Below are 22,222 nucleotides of genomic sequence, written 5' to 3'. Positions count from 1 at the left end.
GTAACCCACCCTACGACACCGAGTTCGTGGAGCGCTCCATGCATCGCACGACGATCGTCAAGGCCTGGATGCTCGCATCTGCGCTTTTCGCCACCGCGCCCGCCTCCGCCGAAATCCGCATCATCCAGAGTCCGGGCGGACAGGTCGGACCGTTCCTCGATCTGTTCGAGAAGGTGCGCGAGAGCGGCGAGCGCGTGGTGATCGACGGTCCCTGCCTGTCCGCCTGCACGCTGGTGCTGAGCATCGTGCCGGGGGAGCGCATCTGCGTCACGAAGCGCGCGGTGCTAGGCTTCCATGCGGCGCGTTCCGTCGACCGGCGCGGGCGATTCTATGCCGAGCCCGAGGCGTCCGACGCCGTGCTGCAAGCCTATCCCGGCCCGGTGCGCGACTGGATCAGCCGCCGCGGCGGTCTCACGTCGCGGTTGCTTTTGCTCAGAGGGCGCGACCTCGCCGCGATCTATCCGCGCTGTCGATGACGATTCGATGACCGGCGGCCATCGGCCCGCTGCACGTACCGTGACCCGAACGAACGCGGCCGCTGTCCGATGATTGGGCAAATGCGGTTCGCACCATCGGAACCGGCGTCCGAGGTCAGTGAAACGCCGCGACGTCGAAGCCGCCACCACGGCCGTCGCGACAGCGCAACTATATCGTTCCCATGATCGTCGTGATGGGCATGAGCTTCATGCTGATCGCATGTTCATCAGCTGACCAACGACGTGTGGCGCTCGTGAAAGTGCGCCGCATTTGTGCACCGCGTCACACTAAAGCCAAGTTGGCTTGGCATACTTTGCACCAAGCGACGCCGATGTCCGCGGAGATCTTCATGACCAGCATCAGAACCGACGGAGATGCCGGTTCGCAAGCTCAGTCATCACTTTTGCGGAAGGCGAGCGACCAGACCTTCACCCTGACATTCCTGATCACGAGCGCAGTCGCGACCGTCGGCTGGCTCTACGTGCTTGCACAGGGAGCCGTGGCCGTCACGAACTGGCTGTTCTTCTAATAGAAGAGACTCTGGATCACCGGCGCGAGCTTCACGCTGGCGCAGATGAGCATCCCCCAAAGAGCAAAATTGATTTGTAGCGCCGCCACCATCGGTCGCTCCCTTCCAAGTCACGCCCCACCCTAGTTTGTAGTTATTGTGAATAGAATTAGCGATTCTGGCGCGGAGTTCACAGCCTAATATTGCGCCAGTTGTTGTGCGATGCGGTCCGCATCTTTTCACGAAGCGGCCTCACTGCTCTCGCAAAGTCATGCGAAGCAGGATTCCATACTCGGCCATGCCGGCCACGTTGTTTCCCTTAAGTTCCATTTAACCGGCGCGATGCAAAATTTCCCACGCGGATTTTGCGTGTCGCCGCACCAAGGGTCCGGCATGATGCGACACGGCTTCATCTTGCTCACTTTTTGCGCAGCGCTTGCGGGATGCACGGCGGCGCCGGCACAGGAGCGCCGTCCGATCGCATGGGACGGCCTCGGCCAGAACCCGAACCGGCCTGCCGTCACCAAGCGTCGCGCGGCGAATCATACACCCGTGAATCATACACCCGTAGAGAGTGATCCCAATCAGGAGCGAGAAAGAGTGCTCGGCACTTTGCGCCCCTACTCCGACGCATGGTGGGCGGTCCATGACGAAATCGAGGCCGAGAACGACAGGCAGCTCGGCTCGAAGCTCGTGATCTGCCGCAGCTGCGTGGCGCAGCCGCCGAGCGAGGACACGACTGGATCGATCCGCTGAAAAGTGTGCGGCGCGTGACGTAACCGCAGCTCTGCACGACCCCTCTCTCACAATGGAGAGAGGGCGTCGCGACTCAACACTTCACGCCCGTGCTCACATTCCTTCGGTCGGGCAGTTCACCATCCAGGGAATGCCGAACTTGTCCACGCACATGCCAAATCCCTTGGCCCAGAAGGTCTTGCCGAAGGGCATGGTCACGGTGCCGCCGTCCGCGAGCGCGTTAAACTTGCGCTCGGCGTCCGCGACGTCGGTGATCGTCAGCGAGATCGAAAAGCCCTGGGGTTTTTGAACATGCTCCGGCGGGGCGTCGGAGGCCATCAGCAGGCTGCCGCCGGGCAGCGACATCCGCGCATGCATGATCGTCTTCTCGCGGCCGGGCGCGGCCGGCATGTCCGGCGGCGCCTCGGAGGAGCGGATCATCGCATCGATCTTGCCGCCAAGAACCTTGGCGTAGAAGTTGAACGCCGCTTCGCAGGTGTCCTGATAGAACAGATAGGGGTTGAGCATCGTTTCTCTCCTTTTTGGTTTCCTTGGGCGTGAACGGTGTTACTTCTCGGTGAGCTTCTTCAGGCTGGCGAGGCCGGCCTCGAAGTCCTTGCCGATCATGCTGTCCATGTTCATGAAGATCTGCATCAGCTTGGACATGAACGGGGCCGGACCGTACATCGCCCATGTGACCAGTGTGGCATCGCCTTGCGGCACAAAGGTGAACTCGGCGGTGTTGTGCCCCTCAAAGGGTCGCTCGAAGTCGAGCTTGATGCGCAGCTTCGACGGCGTGCTCGCCTCGAGGATCTCCATATGGCCGGCGCCGACATTGTTGTTACCGTCCCAGGCATAGGTTGCGCCCTTGCCCTGCACGGTTCCACCGAAGCTGCGCTTCATGGCGGGGTCGCGGTCCTCATAGGGCGACCAGCCCGTCCAGCGGTGGAAATCGGCGACCTCCGGATAGATCGCAGCGGCCGGCGCCTTCACGGCGAGCGAGCGCTCGACACGAAAAGTGTCGGGCTTGGTCAGGGCGAAGGCGAGGATCGCGGCGATGCCGACCGCAAGCACGATGGCGATGATGGCAATGGCTTTCAGCATGAATGGCTCCCTGGATACGGGCTTAGGACGAAGGGAGGGGGCTGAGGCCGACAATTCGGGACGAAATTTTTCGGCCCGCTGCCCACCCACCCCACGTCATGGCCGGGCTTAGCCGTCCGAAGGATTGCGTCGCTTCCGCTCGCCTGTGTCCCGGCCATCCACGCTCTTGGCGCGGATGGAAAGAACGTGGATGCCCGGGACATCTAGCGCGAAGACGCGCTTCGCGCTTCTGCCCGGGCATGACGGCGCGGCAATAGGGGCGCCCTATTTCGCCTTGGCGCCCTGTCTGGTGCTGCCGTTGCCGCCTTTCGGCTGGTTGTCCCGGATCAGGCGATCGATGTGCATGCGGATGTGGGCGGCTTCCGCCGAAGTATTGGCGAGCGCGATGGCGCGGTCGAAGGCGATGCGGGCTTCGTCATTGCGGCCGAGCTGCATCAGGAAGGCGCCGCGCACGCCGTAGAAATGGAAGTAGTTGGCAAGCCTCGGTGTCAGCGGTTCGATCAGTTCGAGCGCAGCCTCGGCGCCACGTACCTTCGACACCGCGACGGCACGGTTGAGCGTCACCACCGGCGAAGGCTGCACTACCTCGAGCGCGCCATAAAGCAGGTCGATCTGGGCCCAGTCGGTCTCCTCCGGCTTTACGGCGCGCGCATGCAGCGCGGCGATCGCAGCCTGGATCTGATAAGGCCCGCTGCGGTGATGACGCATCGCCTTGTCGATCAGCGCCACGCCCTCCGCGATCATGGTGCGGTTCCACAGCGAACGGTCCTGGTCATCCAGCAGGATCAGCGAACCATCACCGGCAAAGCGCGCGTTGCTGCGCGCATGCTGCAACAGCAGCAGCGCCGCGAGCCCCATGATCTCCGGTTCGCTCTGGAACAGCCGCAGCAACAGCCGCGCCAGCCGGATCGCCTCCTCGCACAGCGGCTTGCGGATCTCCGCGGTATCGCCGCTCGCCGAATAGCCCTCGTTGAAGATCAGGTAGATCATCGCCGCAACGCCGGCGAGCCGCTCGGAGCGCTCGACCGGACCGGGCGCCTCGAACGGCGTCCCGGCCTCCGCGACCTTCGCCTTGGCGCGGGTGATGCGCTGCTCCATCGCCGCGTCCGACACCAGGAAGGCGCGCGCGATCTGCTTCACGGTCAGTCCGGAGACGATGCGCAGCGCCAACGCAATCTGCTGCGTCGCCGGCAGCTGCGGATGGCAGCAGATGAACATCAGCCGCAGGATATCGTCGCGATAGTGCGAGCCGTCGAGCCGCTCGGCGAGCGCGCCTTCGGCATCGTCGAGATCCGAGATTGCCTGGTCGTCCTCGGGCAGCGGCTGCTGCTTGCGGGCGCGGCGCACCTCGTCGATCGCGACGTTGCGGCCGACCATGATCAGCCAGGCTGCGGGATCGCGCGGCGGCCCGTTCTGCGGCCAGGTCTTCAGCGCACGCAGGCAGGCGTTCTGGAAGGCTTCCTCGGCGGTATCGAGATCGCGGAAATAGCGAAGCAGCGCGCCGACCGCCTGAGGTCGCGCCGAAGTCAGCGCGGTCTCGATCCAGGCGGTATCGGCTTCGCTCACGTCAAATTCCCTCCGGGCCTGAACACGCCCACGGGGCGCACCTCATAGGCGCCGCCGGGATTGGCCGCGCCGAGGTCGCGCGCAACGTCGAGCGCCTCGTCGAGGTTTTTGCAATCGACGATGTAGAAACCGAGCAATTGCTCCTTGGTCTCCGCATAGGGGCCGTCGAGCACCAGCGGCGGGTCTTCCTTGCGCAGCGTCGCCGCCGCGGTGGTCGGCAACAGCCGCGCCACCGGGCCGAGCCGGCCCTGCTGTGTGAGCTTCTCCTGCACCACGGCGAGCTTCTTCATCACGGCCTCGTCCTGGTCCTTGCTCCAGGAGCCGACGAAGTCCTCGTCGTGATAGCAAAGGATCGCATAAAGCATGAGCAGCACCTTCCCTGAACTCTTGTTTTGAAGACGATCCACTATGCATCGCCCCGACAGGGCTGCGGAAAAAATTTGCGAGAAAAATCCGTCGGATCGTGCCAAGGAGAGCCCTCAAAAGCGGAACCCGACGAGGCACTTCGAATGACCAAAGGCACACTGGCAGTCCTGATCAACAGCACGCAGCAGAACTGGCTGCCGGAGCGCTGGAAGGCCCGGTTCGACGCGGTCTGCGGCGGCCGCCGCGTGGTGCTGCTGCCCGATGCCGGGCTCGATCCGACGGAGGTGCACTATGCTGCGGTGTGGAAGCCGGTGCCGGGCGACCTCGGCTCCTTCCCCAACCTGCGCGCGATCTTCAATCTCGGCGCGGGCGTCGATGCACTGATGGCGGATCGCAGCCTGCCCGACGTGCCGCTGGTGCGCGTCGCCGTGCCTGACCTCACCAACCGCATGACCGAATATGTCGTGCTGCACGTCTTGATGCACCACCGCCAGGAGCTCTATCTGCGGCAGTCGCAGCGCGAGAAGCGCTGGGAGCCGAAATATCAATGGCCGGCGAGCGCCATCACGGTCGGCGTCATGGGATTGGGCACGCTCGGTGCTGACGCGGCCGACGTGCTGCGGCGGCTCGGCTTTCGGGTCGCGGGCTGGAGCCGCAGTGCGCGCACGATCGAGGGTGTGGAATGCTTCCACGGCACAGCCCAGATCGATGCCTTCCTGCGCACGACCGACATCCTCGTCTGCCTCCTCCCCCTGACGCCGGACACGCATGGCATCCTCAATCGCGACGTCTTCGCAAAGCTCAACCGGAAGAGCCCGCTCGGCGCTCCCGTGCTGATCAATGCCGGCCGCGGCGGCCTCCAGAACGAAGCCGATATTCTGTCCTGCCTCGACGACGGCACGCTGGGCGCCGCCTCGCTCGACGTCTTCGTGCAGGAACCGCAGCCGGCCGACAGCCGGTTCTGGACCCACCCCAAGGTGGCGCTGACCCCGCACAACGCCGCCGACACCGACGCGGATGCGATCTCCGCCTATGTCGCTGAGCAGATCGCCCGGTTCGAGGCGGGGGGGACGCTGGAGAATGTGGTGGATCGGGCGCGGGGGTATTAGGCGCTCGAGATTTCGAGAACGCGCGCGCCTCATATTCAGTGTCATCCCGGCGAAGGCCGGGACCCATCACCCCAGGGAGGAGTTGTGGCGCGAAGTGGTAACTCCGAGTCTTCGCCAAACTTCACCCTGTGGTTATGGGTCCGGATCGGCGCTCCGCTTCGCTGCGCTTGTCCGGGACGACAACTGAATTTCAGGCGCGACCATCGTCTCAATCAGCCAAGCTGACAGCCCCCTCCCCCCCGTTCACCCTCTCTTAGCGAGAAATTGATAGTCGTTCTTAACCAACGGTCAAAGAACGAGTCGGACATGCGGGCGAGCCTCGGCCTCAGGATGCGGATCACGGTTGCGCTGGCGGTGACGGCGGCGGCGACCGCGCTGATTGCCGTGCTGGGCGCGATGTGGATCATCGCGGGGATCATCGACCGTGCCGACCAGCGCGAGTTGCGCAGCCATTACGACGCCCTGCAATCGCGCATCGCCGAAGAATCCCACCGCGCCGCCGCGATGAGCGCCGTGGTGGCGGCGATGCCGGCGACGCAGGAGGCGATGGCGAAGCAGGACCGCGAGGCGCTGGTAAGGTTGTTCGGACCGGTGTTCACCGCCATCAAGTCCGACTACGGCGTCGACCAGTTCCAGTTCCACGTGCCGCCGGCGACGTCGTACCTGCGCGTGCACCAGCCGGCCAAATTCGGCGACGACCTCTCCGGCTTCCGCAAGACCGTCGTGGTCGCCAACCAGGAGCACAAGGTCGTGGTCGGCCTCGAAGGCGGCGTCGCCGGGCTCGGCATCCGCGGCGTGGTGCCCATCGCGCAAGGCGAGAAGCATCTCGGCAGCGTCGAATTCGGCCTGACCTTCGGCCAGCCCTTCCTCGACGACTTCAAGCTCAACCGCCATGTCGACGTCGCATTCCATCTCGCCGATGGCTCAGGCTTCAAGCTGTTCGGCGGCACACTGAAGGGCAGGAGCTTCTTCGAGGCGGCCGATTATGGCCGCGCCACCGAGGGCAGCTTCACGGTGCGGCAGGCCAAGCTCGACAATGCGCCCGTCGCCGCACTACTCGGACCGATCAAGGACTTTTCCGGCAAGCCGCTCGGCGCGGTCGAGCTGGTGATGGACAACGCCGGTTATGTCGCTTCCGCCGATCGCGCCTGGATGCTGGCGATCGGCATCGCGGCGCTCGGACTGGTGCTCGCTGCGATCGTCGGCTATCTCATCGCCCGCAGTATCTCGCGCCCGATCATCTCCATCACATCCGTGATGCGCGAGCTGGCCGACGGCCATTTGGACGTCGTCGTCCCCGTCAGCAAGGCGAATGACGAGGTCGGCGCGATGGTGAAGGCGGTCGCGGTGTTCCGCGACAACGCGGTGAATTTCAACAAGCTCCAGGCCGAGCAGGCCGACACCAAGGCGCAATCCGAGGCGGAGAAGCGGCGCGCCTTTGCCGCGCTCGCCGACAATTTCGAGGCCAGCATCCGCGAGGTCGTCACCACGGTGTCCGCGGCTGCGGTCGAGATGGAGCACACCGCGCGCTCGATGTCGGCCATCGTCGAGCAGTCGCGGCAGCAGACTCGTACGGTGTCATCGGCCTCGGCGCTCGCCTCGGAGAACGTGCAGACGGTCGCGGCCGCAGCCGAAGAGTTGTCATCGTCGATGACCGAGATCAGCCGCCGTCTCGCACATGCCACCGAGGTGGTGGGCAAGGCCGCCAGCGACGGACAAAGGTCGAACGCGCGCGTGCAGAGCCTGGCCGACGCCGCGCAAAAGATCGGCGACGTCGTCTCCTTCATCAACGGCATCGCCGGGCAGACCAACCTGCTCGCGCTCAATGCGACCATCGAGGCGGCCCGCGCCGGCGAGGCCGGCCGCGGCTTTGCGGTGGTCGCCTCCGAGGTCAAGGCACTGGCGACCCAGACTGCGAAGGCCACCGAGGAAATCGGCGCACAGGTGACGGCGGTTCAGGGTGAAACGACCGGCGCGGTGGAAGGCATCCAGTCGATCTGCGCCACGATCCAGCAAGTCGACGAAATCTCGGCCGCGATCGCGGCGGCCGTCGGCCAGCAGGGCACGGCGACGCAGGAGATCGCGCAGAACGTCCAGCAGGCGGCGGCCCGCACCGGCGAGGTCTCGCAAAACATCGCAGGGGTCACCGACGGCATCGCTGCGACCGGCACGGCGGCCGAAGAAGTGCTGGGCTCGGCGATCGAGCTGTCAAAACAGTCGCAGCGGCTGCGGGATGAAGTGGATCGTTTCCTCGCGGATATCCGCGCAGCGTAGTTGGACGCGGGATCGCGCCTCATCCCAGATGGCGTCCTGGTGAAATTTGCGCGCGTCGAAAACTCGGTGTCGTCCCGGCGCAGGCCGGGACCCATAACCCCGGGACGTAGTTCGGCGGAGGATCGCAGTTCGGTACTGCGACCAATCATGGCCGATGGATTCCGCGGTATGGGTCCCGGCCTTCGCCGGGACGACAGGCTAATTCCTGGCACCCACCATCACGTCAATCGCGCCGTTCACGATCGCCTCCAGATCCTTGCGCGGCACGCGCGCGCGGGAGCGGATGGCGATGGTGTGGACGGTGGCGGACGCGAGTTGCGCCAGCACGGAGGCATCGGCCGTCTCCGGTAGCTCGCCCTTCTCCTTCGCCTTGCGGAAGCAATTAGCAAAAGCCTTGTCGAGCTCGCTGAGCCCGTCCAGCACCATGGCGCGAATTTCGGGATCGCTCACCGCTTCGGACGCCGCGGTGACCACCGTGAAGCAGCCGCGCGGGCCGGTCTCGCCGGAGAGATAGATGTTCAGCGCGGAGGCGTAAATGCGCTCCAGCCGCTGGCGCACCGGCATCTCCTGGCGAAAGATCTCCACCATCGCTGCGCGCGCTTCCTCGCGGTAGCGCTGGTAGCTCTTGATGTAGAGCTCACGCTTGTCGCCGAAGGCGCCATAGAGGCTCGGACGGTTCATGCCGGTCGCTTCGCTGAGGTCGTCGAGCGACGTTGCCGCAAAACCCTGCTTGCGGAAGAGGTCGAGCGCCTTGCCGAGGGCGACCTCGGGCTCGTAGGCGCGCGGACGGCCGCGGCGCTTTGGGGGACTGGCAGCAGCTGGCGGTTCTGATTTTTGTACCATGTCGCAATTTATTCCTTGACTGGCTTTATATTATGCAAGACAGTACAAAAATCAATCTGGCCAGGTTGAGCGACACTCCAAAAGTCACACCGAGGAATTGCCCAAGGAGGCCCAAGATGGATCTTTATTTCTCGCCGCTCGCCTGTTCGATGGCGACGCGCGTCGCGCTCTATGAAGCGGGCGCCGAGGCGAATTATCTCGAAGTCGATCCGCCGACCAAGAAAGTGCTCAATAACGGCTCCGATTTCCGCACCGTCAACCCGATCGGCCTCGTGCCGACGCTGCGCACCGACGAGGGCGTGGTGCTGACCGAGAACGCGGCGATCCTGCAATACGTCGCCGACCGTTTTCCGCAATCCGGGCTCGGCGCCCCGGCGGGCATCGATCGCACCCGGCTACATCAATGGCTCTGCTTCATCGGCACCGAGTTGCACAAGGGCCTGTTCGTGCCCGTGCTCGACCGCAAGGCGCCGCAGGAGGTGAAAGCCTATGTGCTGGAGAAGAACCTGTCGCGGCTCGACTATCTCGACAATTATTTGAAGGGACGCGACTACCTGCTCGACCATTTCAGCGTGGCAGACGCCTATCTCGTCACGGTCATCAACTGGACCATGGCGACACCGCCGATCGAGCTCGCGAAATGGCCCAACGTGAAGGCCTATTACGAGCGCCTGCGCCAACGGCCGTCGGTCGCGAAGGCGATCGCGGAGGAGTTCGAGTTGTACAAGGTCGAGCAGGCGCGGAAGAAGGCGGCAGCGTAGTAACACTCGGAATGAACTAGTGAGAGAGATCGTCCCGGCCACCTCGGCCGGGACGGCACCCGCCGCGATGCTTGCGAATGTATCGCGTTTGCGCCCGACCTGGCACCCGTAGTTACCTCGGCGCTTGCAGTACGACCCCGTAGCGGCCGTATATCCGATCGATCGTTCCGTCGTTTCGCAACCGTTCAAGCGCTCCATCGATGGCTTCGCGCAACGCATCATCCGGACGGACCATGCCGACGGCGACGTTCCAGTTGAGATCGGCCACGCTCTCGTCGCGATCCAGAATGCGGAGCTCCTTGTCCGGATGCGTCAGATTGAAATAGCTCGCCGCGGTGGGCGTAACCGCGGCGGCATCGATCTCACGATTTGACAGGGCGTCGAGGCTGTCGCTCTCGAAGCCGAAGGTCGAGGTAGGCACGTGCCGTTGACCGATGATCATGGCTGCGACGGATCCGACCTGCACCCCCACCTTGGTATGCTCGTTGAGGCCCTGGAACGATGCGAGCGTGCTGGATGACGGCACGGCGAGTGCGACGCCCGTGCGATAATACGGTTTTGAGAGCCTCAAGCGGGTTTCGCCTTGCGCCTCCCGGTCGGCGATCACATCCAGAAGAATGTCGCAGCCGGCACTCCGCATCTGGTACTGGGTGATGATCCAGTCGAGACGCAGCGAGACGCCGAGCTCGCGTGCCAGCGCCTGGCCCAGCTCAACCTGAAAGCCGGGAGGATCGCCGACCTTGCTCGCGAAGGGAAGCGAGTTGGGATGGGCGCACAACCCGAGCGCGCCGGACGAGCGGATCGCGTCCAGGGTTCGCGCCTGCGCCGGAGTTGACAGTCCGATAACGGCACCGACCACGAACAGAAGGATTTTTTTCATTCGGCCTCACCCTTGGCGCGGCTTCAAGGCCCGGATGTATTTGACGATTTGATCGATCTGCTCACCGGTGAAGGCCCCTCCGAATGCCGGCATCGCACCTTCCTTGCCGGTCGCAATTCGGCTGCGCAGAAAGTCATCGTCGCGTTGCGAATTCATCAGCTGCGGTCCCTTGCCTGCCGCTCGGCCGCCGTCGGAGTGACAAAAGCCGCAAGTCCCCGCGAACAACTGCTCGACGTCGAACGTCCCATTGTCGGGTGCAGGGGTGGCAGACTGCGCGTGAACCGGTGCCACACAGAGCGACGAGGCGCCCAGCACCGCCGATAGCAGCGCGATGATCTTCTTCGAATGCAATTTCAAGGTAACCAGCTCCATGTCCTGAAGCGCGCCCGCAACTTCAATGCACGGGGAGCAAGCTTGCACCTGCTCCCCGGCAATCTGCGATGACCTATTTCAGGCTGAAGACGACGAGCGCCCCGTCGTCACGCGGCATGCTCTTGTAGACGCCGCCGAAGTTTGGCGCGTACTCGTCTGCCAGCATGCCGCCAAAGCCTGCGGCCACGGCAATGTATTGCTTGCCGTTGACGGAATAGCTGACGATGCCGCCCTGATGGCCGGTGCCGTTGTTGTGATTCCACAGCTCGGTCCCGGTTTCAGCATCATAGGCATGAATGATGCCGCGGGAGTCTGGCACGAACACGAGATTGCCCGCGGTCGACAGCACACTCCCAAGCGGCGGCTCGGGATAACGAACCTCCCACTTCTTGGCCCCGGTGATGGGATCGCGCGCATCGAGATGTCCATAAATCTCGCCGCCCGGAGGGGGAGCCATCTTGAAATCGGCGCCGATGTTGAGCTGGACCTGGGGCGTGGTGATCGGCGTCGTCTTCTGGACGTCGAGCGTCATGCACCATTCCTGGCCGATCTTGTAGTAGAGGCCCGTCTTGGGGTTGTATGAGCCAGCGTTCCAGCTGATGCCGCCACCAATGAATGGGCACAGCGGCGGTTCGGTGACTTTCCCCGCGGTGAAGTCGCGACGGCCGATCAGAGCACCGGTCTTGGGATCGATATCCTTGACGAAATTGATGTTCTCAACGAGCCGCCACACATTCTTCACCGCGAGATTGCGGTCGTAGACAAAGACGAAACCGCCCTTGTTCGGATGGACCACGAACTTCTGGCCGTCGCGTTCGAGCATCACAAACTCGCCGACTGCGCTGTCGAAGTCCCAGGCGTCGTGCGGCAATTCCTGATGATAGGATTTCAGCTTGCCGGTATCGATGTCGAGAGCGATCACCGAGCTCGTATAGAGATTGTCGCCGGGACGCGCGCCTTGCGTCTTGTAGTCGGCGCCCGACCAATCATAGAGCGGTGCCGGGTTTGCCGTGCCCCACAGGATGGAGTTGGTCTCGGAATCGTAAGTGCCGGGCATCCAGCCGCCGCCACCGCCCGTACGCCAGGAATCATTGCCCCAGGTCTTCATGGCTTCATCGGTGCCTGCAACCGTCAGGAACTCCCACTTCTTTTTCCCAGTGGTGGCATCCAGGGCGAAGATCGGGCCGCGGCCCGGCCATTCACCGCCTTGCGCTCCGATGATCACCGTACCCTTCGCGTAAAGCGGAGCACCGGTGAAACCGACTGTGAGTTTCTGCGAGTCGATCAGCCGGGTTTCCCAGAGCACCTTCCCCGACTTCATATCCAGGCCAAGAACCCTGCCATCCATGGTGCCGACGAAGACCTTGCCCTCGCCGAGCGCTACGCCGCGATTGTAGGGAGAATGAGTCTGGCGGGCGATCAGCGCCTCGTCCAGCTCCGGAAAATGAGTCCAGATCACCTCACCGGTCGCGCCGTTGAGCGCAAAAACCCGGCTATAAGAACCCGTGTAGTAGAGCACGCCATCAGCCGCGAGCGGCATTGATTGCAGGCCACGGGTCGAGCGTCCAGGAATATGGATCCACGCAACGCCCAGATTGCCGACGTTGTTTGTGTTGATCTGCGCCATTGGGCTGTAGTGATAGGATTTGTATGAACCGTGATAGGTCAGCCAATCGTTCTGACCGGCCGCCTCGATCCGCGCAGTATCCACGGTTTGGGCCAACGCCGACGATACGATCAGCGTCGCGCCGGCAACAAGAGGTAGACCAGAATTACACCAACGCTTCTTCATCCGTTCCTCCCGCTTTTGTGATTGTTGAACTTGCGTCTTACAGACGCCGCGGCGAGGGATGTTTTCAGCTCGCTATGTGTCGGTTCTTCTCCATCGCATATGAGCTGCCGACAGCTCTCGATCTCTCTCGGCGGACATCGCCAAAAGGAGCTACCTTCTCTGGGCTGGTTGCTGTTGCACCCGTGCTCGCTCTCACAGAGTACGCCGGATGACGGAGAGCACAAAGATGGAATGCGCGCGCGGCGCGAATTTGACGCGCAGCGCGAATTTGAAACGTCAGCTGCGCTGACCGTTCGTCTCGACAGAGATCTCAGACTGAAGCGATTATCCGTACAGCACCCGCGGCAGGATCGTGACGATGCCGGGCCAGAGCGTCAGCAGCAGCACGAAGCCGACCATGATGATGAGATAAGGCATCGTCACGCGCGCGATGTAGCCGAGACCGTCGTCGGTCAGCCCCTGGATCACGAACAGGTTGAAGCCGACCGGCGGGGTGATTTGCGCCATCTCGACCGCAAGCACGAGGAAGATTCCGAACCAGATCTCGTCGAAGCCCGCGCCCTTCACGATCGGCAGCACGATCGGCAGCGTCATCACGATCATCGAGAAGCCGTCGAGGAAGCAGCCGAGGATGAGATAGAAGATGATCAGCACGACGATCAGCATGAAGGGCGACAGCCCCAGGCCCTTCACGAAGGCAGCGACCGCCTGCGGGATGCCGAGGAACGCCGCCGCATTGCCGAGGATCGAGGCGCCCAGCACGATCATCGCGATCATCGAGCAGGTCACGACCGAGCCGATCAGGACGTCGCGCACCACCTGCTGCGACATCGAGCCCTGCGCCCAGGCGACTAGCGCCGCGCCGAGCACGCCGACGGCGGCGGCCTCCGACGGCGTCGCCAGCCCGCCATACATCGAGCCGAGCACGCAGGCGATCAGGAACAACGCCGGCGCGAGGTCCTTGAGCGCAGCGAAGCGCTCGCCCCACGGCACCTGCGACAGCTTCGCCTCCGCCTCCGGCACCAGCGTGCGGTCCAGCGTCGTGTGCAGCATCACCCAGCCCATGAAGGTGGCGGCCAGCAACAGGCCGGGCAGCACGCCGGCCGTGAACAGTTTCAGAATCGAAACGTCGCCGAGCACGCCATAGATGATCATGATGTTGGACGGCGGGATCAGGAAACCGAGCGTGCCGGCGCCGGCGAGCGAGCCGATCGCGATGTCGCGGGAATAGCCGCGGCGCGTAAGCTCGTTCAGCGACATGCGTCCGATCACCTGCGTGGTTGCCGCCGACGAGCCGGAGATCGCGGCGAAGATGGTGCAGCCGATCACGTTGACATGCAGCAGGCGGCCCGGCAGCAGTCCCGCCCATGGAGCGAGCCCCTGGAATAGCGAGCGCGATAAGCGAGTGCGAAACAGGAGCTCGCCCATCAGGATGAACAGCGGCAGCGCCAACAGCTCCTGCGTGGTCAGGATGTTCCAGGCGTATTGCGGCAGCAGCTTGTCGAGCGGGATCGAGCGGAACATCGCCAGCAGCAGCGTCGCGGTGAGCGCAAGCGTCAGGCCGATCCACACGCCGCACGCCAGCAGCGCGAACAGGATCACGAAGAGAGCAACGACTTCGATGGTCATGGGATCCGGTGTCCGAGCGTGAGAGCGTTCACGGCGCAATCGATCATTCGACGGGCGAGGCCTTCATGCGGTGATCCTCCAGCGGCAGGCCCAGCACCGCCTGGATCGCGCGTGCCAAAAACTGGAGCGTGAGCAGCAGCATGCCGAAGGTGACGACCGCTTGCGGAAACCACAGCGGCGTATCGCTCGAGGTCGAGACCTGCCCGCGGACGAAGGCGCCGAAGGCGAATTTCGCCATGGAGGAGGTGAGGAACGCCATGAAGGCGAGACCGGCGGCCGCCGAGAGGATTTCGATCGCGCGCTGGAATGGCGCCGGCACGTTCTTCAGGAGCAGGACGACACGAATGTGGCCGCCGACGCGCAGCGTCATCGCGGCACCGAAGGTGAAGGATGCCGCCATCAGATAGGAGGAGTATTCCCAGGCGATCGAGATCGTCGGCGGAAAGAACGGCAAAAAGTTCGAAAGGAAGCGCGTTGCAACTTCGCATAACATCAGAAGCGTCAGCGTCAGCAGGCAGCCTCCGCCAATCCATCCGTCGAGCCGGCCGAGACGGTCGATCCCGTCGAGCAGGAGGCGCAGCGGCGCTGGCGCCGCTGCGTTGAGGCTGTGCGGAGCTGCGGGCGAGATGCTCACCACGATCCCGACCTCAGCGCTTCATTTCGGCGAGATAGGCCCGCACCGGCTTGTCCGCAGCCGGCACGCGCTTGAGGAAGGCCTCGAGCTGAGGCGCGGTCTTGGCCCGGATGTCCGTCATCATCGCATCCGAGACCGGCACGACTTCCATGCCGCCCTCCTTGAGGCGATTGAGGCTGTCAACGTCCGCCTTGAGCGAGTTCGCCCAGAAGCCTGGCTCCATCTTCGTCGCGATACCGGCGACGAGCTGCTGCTGATCGCCAGAAAGCGCCTTCCAGGAATCGAGGTTCACGGTGAGCATCTGCGACGACCAGACGTGGTTGGTCGGATAGACGTACTTCAGGAATTCCCAAAACTTGCCGTCGACGCCCGACACCGCGGAGGTCGAAACGCCGGAGACCGCGCCGGACGCCAAGGCCGGAATCGTCTCGCCCCAGGGAATCATGATCGGCGCCATGCCGATGGCGGACAGCATGTCGACGGCGCCCTTGTCGGGCACGCGGATCTTGATGTTCTTCAAACCGTCGACGTCGGCGATCTTGACCTTGAGGTGCAGATACTGCGTCGGCCACGGCACGATGTAGAGAATCTTCTGATTGTTGCGCGCGGCGACCTTCTCATACTCGGGCCGCACATATTTGTGCAGCACCTTCAATTCCTCCATCGAGCTGCACAGGAACGGGATGCTCTCGACGCCCAAAAACGGCTCGTCGCCGACCTGCTGGATGTTGAGGACGTCGGCGAGCGGCACCAGACCGTCGCGCACGGCACGCAGATGTTCCGGCCCCTTGAAGCCGAGCTGTCCGCCGGCCTTGACGGTGATGCTGACGGCGCCCTCGGTCTGCTTCTTGACCTCCTCGGCAAAGGCAAACGCGTTCTGGGTGTGGAAATTGCCGTCGGGCCAGACCGTCGACATGTCCCAGCTCACCGTCGCCGCTCGCGCGCGGGTGGGGATTTGACTGGCGGCGAGCAGCGTCGCTGCGCCCGTGGTAAAACTTCGTCGCGTGATCATTCCTTCTCTCCGTTCGCTAGCGCGCAAGCTTCCCGGCTCGTCACCGCGCGGACCCATAAACCGCAACTGCATTGTCTGAAGATACGAGGCCGCTCTCGACGTCGTCGTTGACGGCTGTCGGCGCGCGCTCGCGGGGATCGCCGATGCCGGCGCCGCCCGGCGTCAGCACCACCAGACGGTCATCCGGCGGCACCTGCTGAAAGCCCTTGCCGCGCAGCTTCTTTCCGGACTTCAGGCCGACATAGCCGGCCTCGCCGTCACGGCCGCCGTCGCGGCCGCGCGGCGGATGGTCGATGCGGTCGAACGCAGCGAGAATGTCGAAGGGCGCATCGACGCCGCTGCCGACCTCGATGATCTGGCCGAGGCCGCCGCGGGTGCGCCCTGCCCCGCCGGAATCCGGGCGCAGCTCCTTGCGCCAGAAGATCAAGGGTGTCTGCGTCTCCGCGATCTCGACCGGCGTGCCGCGCACGCCGCTCGGATAGGCGGTGGCCGACAGCCCGTCCTTCGCAAAGCGCGCGCCGGTGCCGCCATTGGAGGTCACCGCCATCGAGAATCCGTAATTGCCGCCGGCGCCGGAGCGGGTCTGTCCGCGCACGTTGAGATTCCACAGGCACGAAGTGCCTTCCGCCGGCACGCGCTCGGGAATGATCTGGCGCAGGCAGCCGAACACCACGTCCGGCAGCATCTGGCCGATGATGTGGCGCGAGGCGACCGGCGCCGGCTTCGGCGCGTTGAGGATCGCGCCCGAAGGCGCCGACACCGTCAGCGGCGAGAGCGAGCCGGCATTGTTCGGGATCTGCGAGGCGACGACGCAGCCGAGGCCGAACACGGTATAGGCGGTGGTGTAGGACAAGGGCACGTTGATGCCGAATTTCGAGGCGGCCGAAGTGCCGTCGAAATCGACGTGAATGCCCGCATCCGAGATCGTCAGCGTCGCCGCCAGCGTCACCGGCGCATCATAGCCGTCGACCACCATGCTGTTGCGCCAGCTTCCCTTCGGCAGTTTCGCGATCTCGGCGAGCACGGCCTCGCGCGAGCGGTCGCAGATGTAATCGCCGAGCTCGTCAAGCGTGTCGATCTCGAACTCGGTCATCATCTCGACCAGGCGTTCGCAGCCGACGTCGTTGCAGCCGGCGAGCGAATAGGTGTCGCCCTCGGTGTCGATCGGCAGCCGCGTGTTGGTGCGGATCATCGCCATCAGCGTCTCGTTGACGACGCCCTGGTCGATCAGCTTCAGCATGGGGATGTAGAGCCCCTCCATGAACACATCGGTGGCGTCGGGTCCGAAGCCGATGCCGCCGATGTCCATCAGATGGCTGGTGCAGGAGAACAGCGCCACCGGCTTGCCGTCCTTGAAGCAGGGCGTGGTGACGACGAAGTCGTTGAGATGGCCGGTGCCCATCCAGGGATCGTTGGTGATGTAGGCGTCGCCTTCTTTCATCGTCTGAAGCGGGAATTGCGCGATGAAGTGCTTGACCGATTCCGCCATCGAGTTGACGTGGCCAGGCGTGCCGGTCACCGCCTGCGCCAGCATTCGCCCCTTGAGATCGAACACGCCGGCGGAGAGGTCGCCGCATTCGCGCACGATCGGGCTGAAGGCGGTGCGCAGCAGCACCTGCGCCTGCTCTTCGACCACGGCGATCAGCCGGTGCCACATGATCTGGAGGTCGATCAGGCTCGCGCCACTTGCCTTGCTCATGATCAGGCCGCCTTTCGTTCCATGACGATGCTGCCGGCACCGTCGATATGGGCGTCAAAACTGTTGGAGACGAATGTCGAGGTTTCGTCCTCGGCGATCACGGCGGGGCCCGCAATCGTCGCGCCGGGCGCCATGTCCTCGCGGCGATAGAGCGGGATCTCGATCACCTCCCCGGCCCGGCCGTCGAAGAACTTTCGGCTGCCGGACGCCTTGCCCGCAGGCTTGCGCGCAACGCTCGCGACGACCGACGGATTGCGCGGCTCCGTGGTCGCGAGCACCGACCAGCTCAAGACCTCGACCGCAGCGCCCGGAATCGGCCGCTCGAACATCGCGGAATAATCCGCTTCGAACCTCTCACGCAAGCCGGCGAGATCGGCGGTCGTCAGCCGCCGGTTGGGCAGCTCGACAGTGATCTCGTGGCCCTGGCCAACATAGCGCATGAAGGCCGCGCGACGCTCGCGCACCGGCGCTCCGGCCGCACCGGGCTCGACCAGCGCGCGCGCCTCGGTCGCCATGTCCTGAAGCAGATCGGAGACCCCATCGGTGTCGAAATCGTCGAGCCGGACGTGACGGCTGCGCACCAGTTCATAGGCAATTGGAGCTGCGAGGAATCCGACCGCCGAGCCGACACCGGCGTTCGACGGCACGATCACGCGAGAGACCCCGATCTTCTCGGCGACACGCGCCGCATGCAACGGCGCAGCGCCACCGAACGCGATCAGGGTGTGCTGACCGACCACAGCGCCGCGCTCGACCGCGTGCACGCGCGCCGCGCTCGCCATGTTCTCGCAGACGACCTCATGTACGGCATAGGCCGCGGTTTCTGCCGACAGGCCCAGCGGCTCGCCGACGCTGCGCAGCAGCGCCTGTTTCGAAAGCTCCGGGTCGAGCTTGATCGTGCCACCCGCAAAGGCGTCGGGATCGATCATGCCGAGCGCAACGTCCGCATCCGTCACGGCCGGGCGCAGGCCGCCGCGGCCATAGCAGGCAGGCCCCGGTTCGGAGGATGCACTCTCGGGACCGACGGTGACGCGTTTCATGGCGTCGACATGCGCGATCGAGCCGCCGCCGGCGCCGATTTCGACCATCTCGATCACGGGAATGCGCACAGGCAGGCCGGAGCCTTTCAGGAAGCGCGCGGCGCGATCGACCTCGAACACGCGCGAGGTCTCGGGCTGATATTTCTCGATCAGGCAGATCTTTGCGGTGGTGCCGCCCATGTCGAAGGACAGCACCTTGCTCTCGCCGAGACGCGCCGCGATCTGCGCCGCGAAAATGGCGCCGCCGGCAGGCCCGGATTCGACCAGGCGCACGGGAAAGCGCCGCGCCGTCTCGATCGAGGTGACGCCGCCGCCGGAGGTGACGAGATAGATGGCGCCGCGGTATTGCTCGACCTGCAAGGCATCAGACATGCGCGCGAGATAACCGTCGATCAGCGGCTGCACATAGGCGTTCGCAACCGCCGTCGAGGTGCGCTCATATTCCCGGATTTCCGGACACACCGCAGACGACACGGTCACGGAGATGCCGGGCATCTCCTCCGCAAGGATCGCAGCCGTGCGCCGCTCATGCTCGGGATTGGCGTAGGAGTGCAGGAACGCGATCGCGACGCTCTCGACGTTCAGCGCACGCAATTTTGGCGCGAGTGCGCGCACCGCTGTTTCGTCGAGCGGGAGGCGGACGGCGCCATGCGCGTCGATGCGCTCTGGCACGGTGAAGCGAAGGTTGCGCGGCGCCAACGGCTTCGGCTTGTCGATGGTGAGGTCGTACTGGTCGTAGCGGCTCTCGGTGGCGATATCGAGCACGTCACGGAATCCATCGGTCGCGATCAGCGCGGTCTTGGCGCCGCGCCGCTCGATGATGGCGTTGGTCGCCAGCGTCGTGCCGTGAATGAAGACGTCGATGTCGCTGATATGGGCACGCGCATCGGCGAGAATGAGACGCATCCCGTCCAGCACCGCCTCCTCAGGGCGCGTCGGCGTCGTCAGCAGCTTGCGCGTCTTGCGCGCCTCGCCCACGTCCAGCACGATGTCGGTGAAGGTCCCACCGATATCGACGGCAAGCCGCACTTCGGCTCCCTCAAGCATTCCAAATTCTCCGTGCTGATCGTCAAGACTGGGGATGAATGCGCAGCAATTTCCATGCCATCGACGGCACCGGCAATGATACGCCCGGCCATTCTGCTTGGCACCTATGCAATAGGCAAGGCGTGTTCGCCCCGCGCGCGCTCAGAGCAGGAATGCAAGCGCCGCTTCGCAGCGCTCTTCGACCTTGAGCGTCAGGAGGTCGTCGGCGCGGGTGCGTCCGAGATTGACCGCGGCGATCGGGATTTGCCGGCTCGCGGCAGCCTGTACGAAGCGGAAGCCGGAATAGACCATCAGCGACGAGCCGACGATCAGCATCGCATCGGCCTGTGACAGATGATCCTGTGCGGCGGCGACCACGTCGCGTGGCACATTTTCGCCGAAGAACACGACGTCGGGTTTGAGGATGCCGCCGCACGCTTCGCAGGCCGGCACCTTGAACGATGAGAAATCCGCGTGCTGCAGATCGGCGTCGCCGTCCGGTGCATCCGCAGCATCGAGCGTCAGCCACTCCGCATTCGCGCGACCGAGAGCGTCCTGGAATTCATTGCGCGGCGTCTTTTGGCCACATCCCATGCAGCGGACCAGGTCGAGCCGGCCATGCAGGTCGATCACCTGGCGGTGGCCGGCGGATTGATGCAGGCGGTCGACGTTCTGGGTCAGCAGCATCTCGCACCGGCCGCTGGCCTCCAGGCGGGCGAGCGCATGATGCGCATCGTTCGGACGGGCCTGGCCGAACCGCCGCCAGCCGATCAGGCTGCGCGCCCAGTAGCGTTGCCTTGTATGTTCTTCCGACATGAAGGCCTGGAAGTTGACCGGCTGGGTCCGCTTCCAGTTGCCGTGCCTGTCGCGGTAGTCGGGAATGCCGGAATTGGTGCTGCAGCCGGCGCCGGTCAGCACGAAGAGGCGTTCGTGCCGGTCGACGAAATCTTCAAGCGGGTGGTTTGCCAGCGGAGCATTTGCCATGGACGCAGATGTAGTCCACGCCGCGGGCTTTTTCCAGATCAGCTGCGCTCAGACAGCTTGAAACCGGCAATCAGCTTCACAAGCTCGCTCTGCCGCGCGGTCCCGGTCTTGCGGAAGACGAGCACGTCACCCATCAGACCTTGTTGGGACCGACGTCATGCTTGTGCTTGTGAAGAAACCGAGCGAGCTGCCCGCGGAGCGCCGCTGTCTCCAACAATGTTTCCACCGATCCGGCGGTGTCGAAAATCTCGCGTTGAAGCGTCGTCGGCAAGGAATTCCATTGCATGATGATGGCCGCGCCGAGACACCGCAAGACATGCTCCTCCTCCGCCGCGAGGGCCGCGCCGCACGATCGCTCCGCCTCCCCGGCGTTGACTGCATCCACGAAATTATCCGCGAGGACCTGTTCGTTATCCGCACGCGATGCAAGGCTGTCCTGCAGTTTCTCAAATTTGCGGGTATCATCCTTGCCGGACGAATTCCTGGCCAGATCGCCGTACGCGGCCGCTTTTGCGCGATACTGTGGGAATTTAAACATGCGGGCTCCTTTCGTCGAAAGTCTCCGCGTATTTCAACCTGCCCGCTAAGCCGGCGTCGGGACGCTCAGAGAAGCCAGTGGAGCGTCGAACGTGTACGCGAAGCCCCGCTGCGCATAGGTCAATCGCACCTTGCCCTGGAGTTCGCGACCAAGCGTCTCGATCAATCGCGTGCCGAAGCTGCGCTTTTCGGGTGACTGGATCAACGGACCATTCTTCTCGATCCAGGTCAGGCGCAAGCGTTGCGCCTGCGGGTCGATCGTCCAGTGGAGATCGACGCACCCGTTTGGGACCGAAAAGGCACCATATTTCGAGGCGTTTGTGCAGAGTTCATTGAGCGTCATCGCGACGGCGATCACGGCGCCCGAATTGATCCGGATATCGGGCCCCGAAATCGAGAACTTCGACTCATCGGGATCATCGAAAGCTTCGATGGCGCCGCGGACGACAGCCCCGAGGTCGGCGCTCGACCAGCTCGCCCGCACAAGGAGATCGTGCGCCCGGCCGAGCGCGAGTAGCCGGCCCTCGATGGCCTGCTGTGCGTGCGCCACGCCTTGCTCGTTGCGCAGGCTTTGAGAGACGATGGCGGCGACGGTCGCGAGCGTGTTCTTGATGCGGTGGTGAAGCTCTTCAAAAATCAGCTTTTGCAGCTTGTCGGACGTCTCTCGCTCTTTGGCGTCGATGCCCGCTCTGGCAAGCAGACCCCTCGCGTTGATCTCGGCCTGGGCGAGGAGAAGCCGCAGGCTGACATTCTCTGCGGCCAGAGCATCCTCATGCGATTCTGCGCTGCCGGGGTGCTGGCCCGTGCGGAGATCGATATCGAGCTTTGGCGACTGTATCACGGGGGTTTCTGCCGGACCTGATTTCAGTAGAAC

Annotated in this window: 22 protein-coding genes; 6 read left to right on the top strand and 16 right to left on the bottom strand. The window is 64.1% G+C overall.

Going from position 1 to position 22,222, the window contains the following annotated elements; genetic code table 11:
* Positions 1-38: 38 nt before the first annotated feature.
* The 3 genes from ABIB73_RS07715 to ABIB73_RS07705 all read left to right on the top strand — a co-directional run bounded on the left by ABIB73_RS07715 (position 39) and on the right by ABIB73_RS07705 (position 1,741).
* The gene (locus ABIB73_RS07715) at positions 39-476 is read left to right on the top strand and encodes a hypothetical protein (RefSeq protein ID WP_354222719.1); all 438 of its coding nucleotides are present in this window, start codon (positions 39-41) and stop codon (positions 474-476) included.
* A gap of 350 nt (positions 477-826) precedes the next feature.
* Positions 827-1,006: a hypothetical protein gene (locus ABIB73_RS07710; RefSeq protein ID WP_354222717.1), complete on the top strand. Its 180-nt coding sequence runs from the start codon at positions 827-829 to the stop codon at positions 1,004-1,006.
* A gap of 372 nt (positions 1,007-1,378) precedes the next feature.
* Positions 1,379-1,741, top strand: coding sequence for a hypothetical protein (locus tag ABIB73_RS07705; protein ID WP_354224231.1), 363 nt, complete (start codon positions 1,379-1,381; stop codon positions 1,739-1,741).
* A 93-nt stretch (positions 1,742-1,834) separates the two neighbouring features.
* Here ABIB73_RS07705 and ABIB73_RS07700 read toward each other — a convergent pair whose 3' ends face one another.
* The 4 genes from ABIB73_RS07700 to ABIB73_RS07685 form a co-directional block, all read right to left on the bottom strand.
* On the bottom strand, positions 1,835-2,248 hold the full coding sequence (locus ABIB73_RS07700; RefSeq protein ID WP_354222715.1) for a VOC family protein: 414 nt from the start codon (positions 2,246-2,248) through the stop codon (positions 1,835-1,837).
* A gap of 39 nt (positions 2,249-2,287) precedes the next feature.
* Complete coding sequence (locus tag ABIB73_RS07695) at positions 2,288-2,824, bottom strand: SRPBCC family protein (RefSeq protein ID WP_354222713.1); 537 nt, start codon at positions 2,822-2,824, stop codon at positions 2,288-2,290.
* A 264-nt stretch (positions 2,825-3,088) separates the two neighbouring features.
* A complete protein-coding gene (locus tag ABIB73_RS07690; RefSeq protein WP_354222711.1) occupies positions 3,089-4,390 on the bottom strand; it encodes an RNA polymerase sigma factor in 1,302 nt (433 codons plus the stop codon).
* Positions 4,387-4,755 (bottom strand): YciI family protein, encoded by a 369-nt coding sequence (locus ABIB73_RS07685; RefSeq protein WP_045002697.1) that lies wholly within the window; start codon positions 4,753-4,755, stop codon positions 4,387-4,389. Before ABIB73_RS07685 ends, ABIB73_RS07690 begins: the two co-directional genes overlap by 4 nt.
* 144 nt (positions 4,756-4,899) lie before the next feature.
* Between ABIB73_RS07685 and ABIB73_RS07680 the strand changes: the two genes are divergently transcribed.
* Both ABIB73_RS07680 and ABIB73_RS07675 read left to right on the top strand, forming a co-directional pair.
* Positions 4,900-5,865, top strand: coding sequence for a 2-hydroxyacid dehydrogenase (locus ABIB73_RS07680; RefSeq protein ID WP_354222710.1), 966 nt, complete (start codon positions 4,900-4,902; stop codon positions 5,863-5,865).
* A gap of 306 nt (positions 5,866-6,171) precedes the next feature.
* On the top strand, positions 6,172-8,139 hold the full coding sequence (locus tag ABIB73_RS07675) for a methyl-accepting chemotaxis protein (RefSeq protein ID WP_354222709.1): 1,968 nt from the start codon (positions 6,172-6,174) through the stop codon (positions 8,137-8,139).
* A gap of 198 nt (positions 8,140-8,337) precedes the next feature.
* On the opposite strand, the gene ABIB73_RS07670 is transcribed toward ABIB73_RS07675, so the two are convergent.
* On the bottom strand, positions 8,338-8,982 hold the full coding sequence (locus ABIB73_RS07670) for a TetR/AcrR family transcriptional regulator (RefSeq protein WP_354222708.1): 645 nt from the start codon (positions 8,980-8,982) through the stop codon (positions 8,338-8,340).
* Positions 8,983-9,098: 116 nt separating this feature from the next.
* Here ABIB73_RS07670 and ABIB73_RS07665 point away from each other — a divergent pair, with 116 nt between their 5' ends.
* Positions 9,099-9,743 carry a glutathione binding-like protein gene (locus ABIB73_RS07665; protein WP_354222707.1) on the top strand — a complete coding sequence of 215 codons (645 nt, stop codon included), beginning with the start codon at positions 9,099-9,101 and terminating at the stop codon, positions 9,741-9,743.
* A 112-nt stretch (positions 9,744-9,855) separates the two neighbouring features.
* Here ABIB73_RS07665 and ABIB73_RS07660 read toward each other — a convergent pair whose 3' ends face one another.
* The 11 genes from ABIB73_RS07660 to ABIB73_RS07610 form a co-directional block, all read right to left on the bottom strand.
* A complete protein-coding gene (locus ABIB73_RS07660; protein WP_354222705.1) occupies positions 9,856-10,623 on the bottom strand; it encodes a substrate-binding periplasmic protein in 768 nt (255 codons plus the stop codon).
* Positions 10,624-10,629: 6 nt separating this feature from the next.
* On the bottom strand, positions 10,630-10,995 hold the full coding sequence (locus ABIB73_RS07655; protein ID WP_354222703.1) for a c-type cytochrome: 366 nt from the start codon (positions 10,993-10,995) through the stop codon (positions 10,630-10,632).
* Between the two features lie 73 nt (positions 10,996-11,068).
* Positions 11,069-12,787 carry a pyrroloquinoline quinone-dependent dehydrogenase gene (locus ABIB73_RS07650; protein WP_354222701.1) on the bottom strand — a complete coding sequence of 573 codons (1,719 nt, stop codon included), beginning with the start codon at positions 12,785-12,787 and terminating at the stop codon, positions 11,069-11,071.
* A gap of 324 nt (positions 12,788-13,111) precedes the next feature.
* Positions 13,112-14,416 carry a TRAP transporter large permease gene (locus ABIB73_RS07645; protein ID WP_354222699.1) on the bottom strand — a complete coding sequence of 435 codons (1,305 nt, stop codon included), beginning with the start codon at positions 14,414-14,416 and terminating at the stop codon, positions 13,112-13,114.
* Between the two features lie 43 nt (positions 14,417-14,459).
* Positions 14,460-15,053 (bottom strand): TRAP transporter small permease subunit, encoded by a 594-nt coding sequence (locus tag ABIB73_RS07640; RefSeq protein WP_354222697.1) that lies wholly within the window; start codon positions 15,051-15,053, stop codon positions 14,460-14,462.
* Positions 15,054-15,063: 10 nt separating this feature from the next.
* Entirely contained in the window at positions 15,064-16,062 is a 999-nt protein-coding gene (locus ABIB73_RS07635) for a TRAP transporter substrate-binding protein (protein ID WP_354222695.1), read from the bottom strand.
* Between the two features lie 40 nt (positions 16,063-16,102).
* A complete protein-coding gene (locus ABIB73_RS07630) occupies positions 16,103-17,761 on the bottom strand; it encodes a hydantoinase B/oxoprolinase family protein (RefSeq protein WP_354222693.1) in 1,659 nt (552 codons plus the stop codon).
* A gap of 2 nt (positions 17,762-17,763) precedes the next feature.
* On the bottom strand, positions 17,764-19,848 hold the full coding sequence (locus ABIB73_RS07625) for a hydantoinase/oxoprolinase family protein (protein ID WP_354222691.1): 2,085 nt from the start codon (positions 19,846-19,848) through the stop codon (positions 17,764-17,766).
* Positions 19,849-19,989: 141 nt separating this feature from the next.
* Positions 19,990-20,811 (bottom strand): NAD-dependent protein deacetylase, encoded by an 822-nt coding sequence (locus tag ABIB73_RS07620; RefSeq protein ID WP_354222689.1) that lies wholly within the window; start codon positions 20,809-20,811, stop codon positions 19,990-19,992.
* Positions 20,812-20,944: 133 nt separating this feature from the next.
* The gene (locus tag ABIB73_RS07615) at positions 20,945-21,349 is read right to left on the bottom strand and encodes a hypothetical protein (protein WP_354222687.1); all 405 of its coding nucleotides are present in this window, start codon (positions 21,347-21,349) and stop codon (positions 20,945-20,947) included.
* A 45-nt stretch (positions 21,350-21,394) separates the two neighbouring features.
* Entirely contained in the window at positions 21,395-22,189 is a 795-nt protein-coding gene (locus ABIB73_RS07610; RefSeq protein WP_354222685.1) for a sensor histidine kinase, read from the bottom strand.
* Positions 22,190-22,222: the final 33 nt, after the last annotated feature.

Origin of the sequence: Bradyrhizobium sp. F1.4.3 (genome assembly GCF_040548375.1) — a bacterium.
Lineage (GTDB): Bacteria > Pseudomonadota > Alphaproteobacteria > Rhizobiales > Xanthobacteraceae > Bradyrhizobium.
The sequence above is the reverse complement of the archived record's forward strand: the minus strand, read 5'-3'. Positions and strand labels throughout refer to the sequence as shown.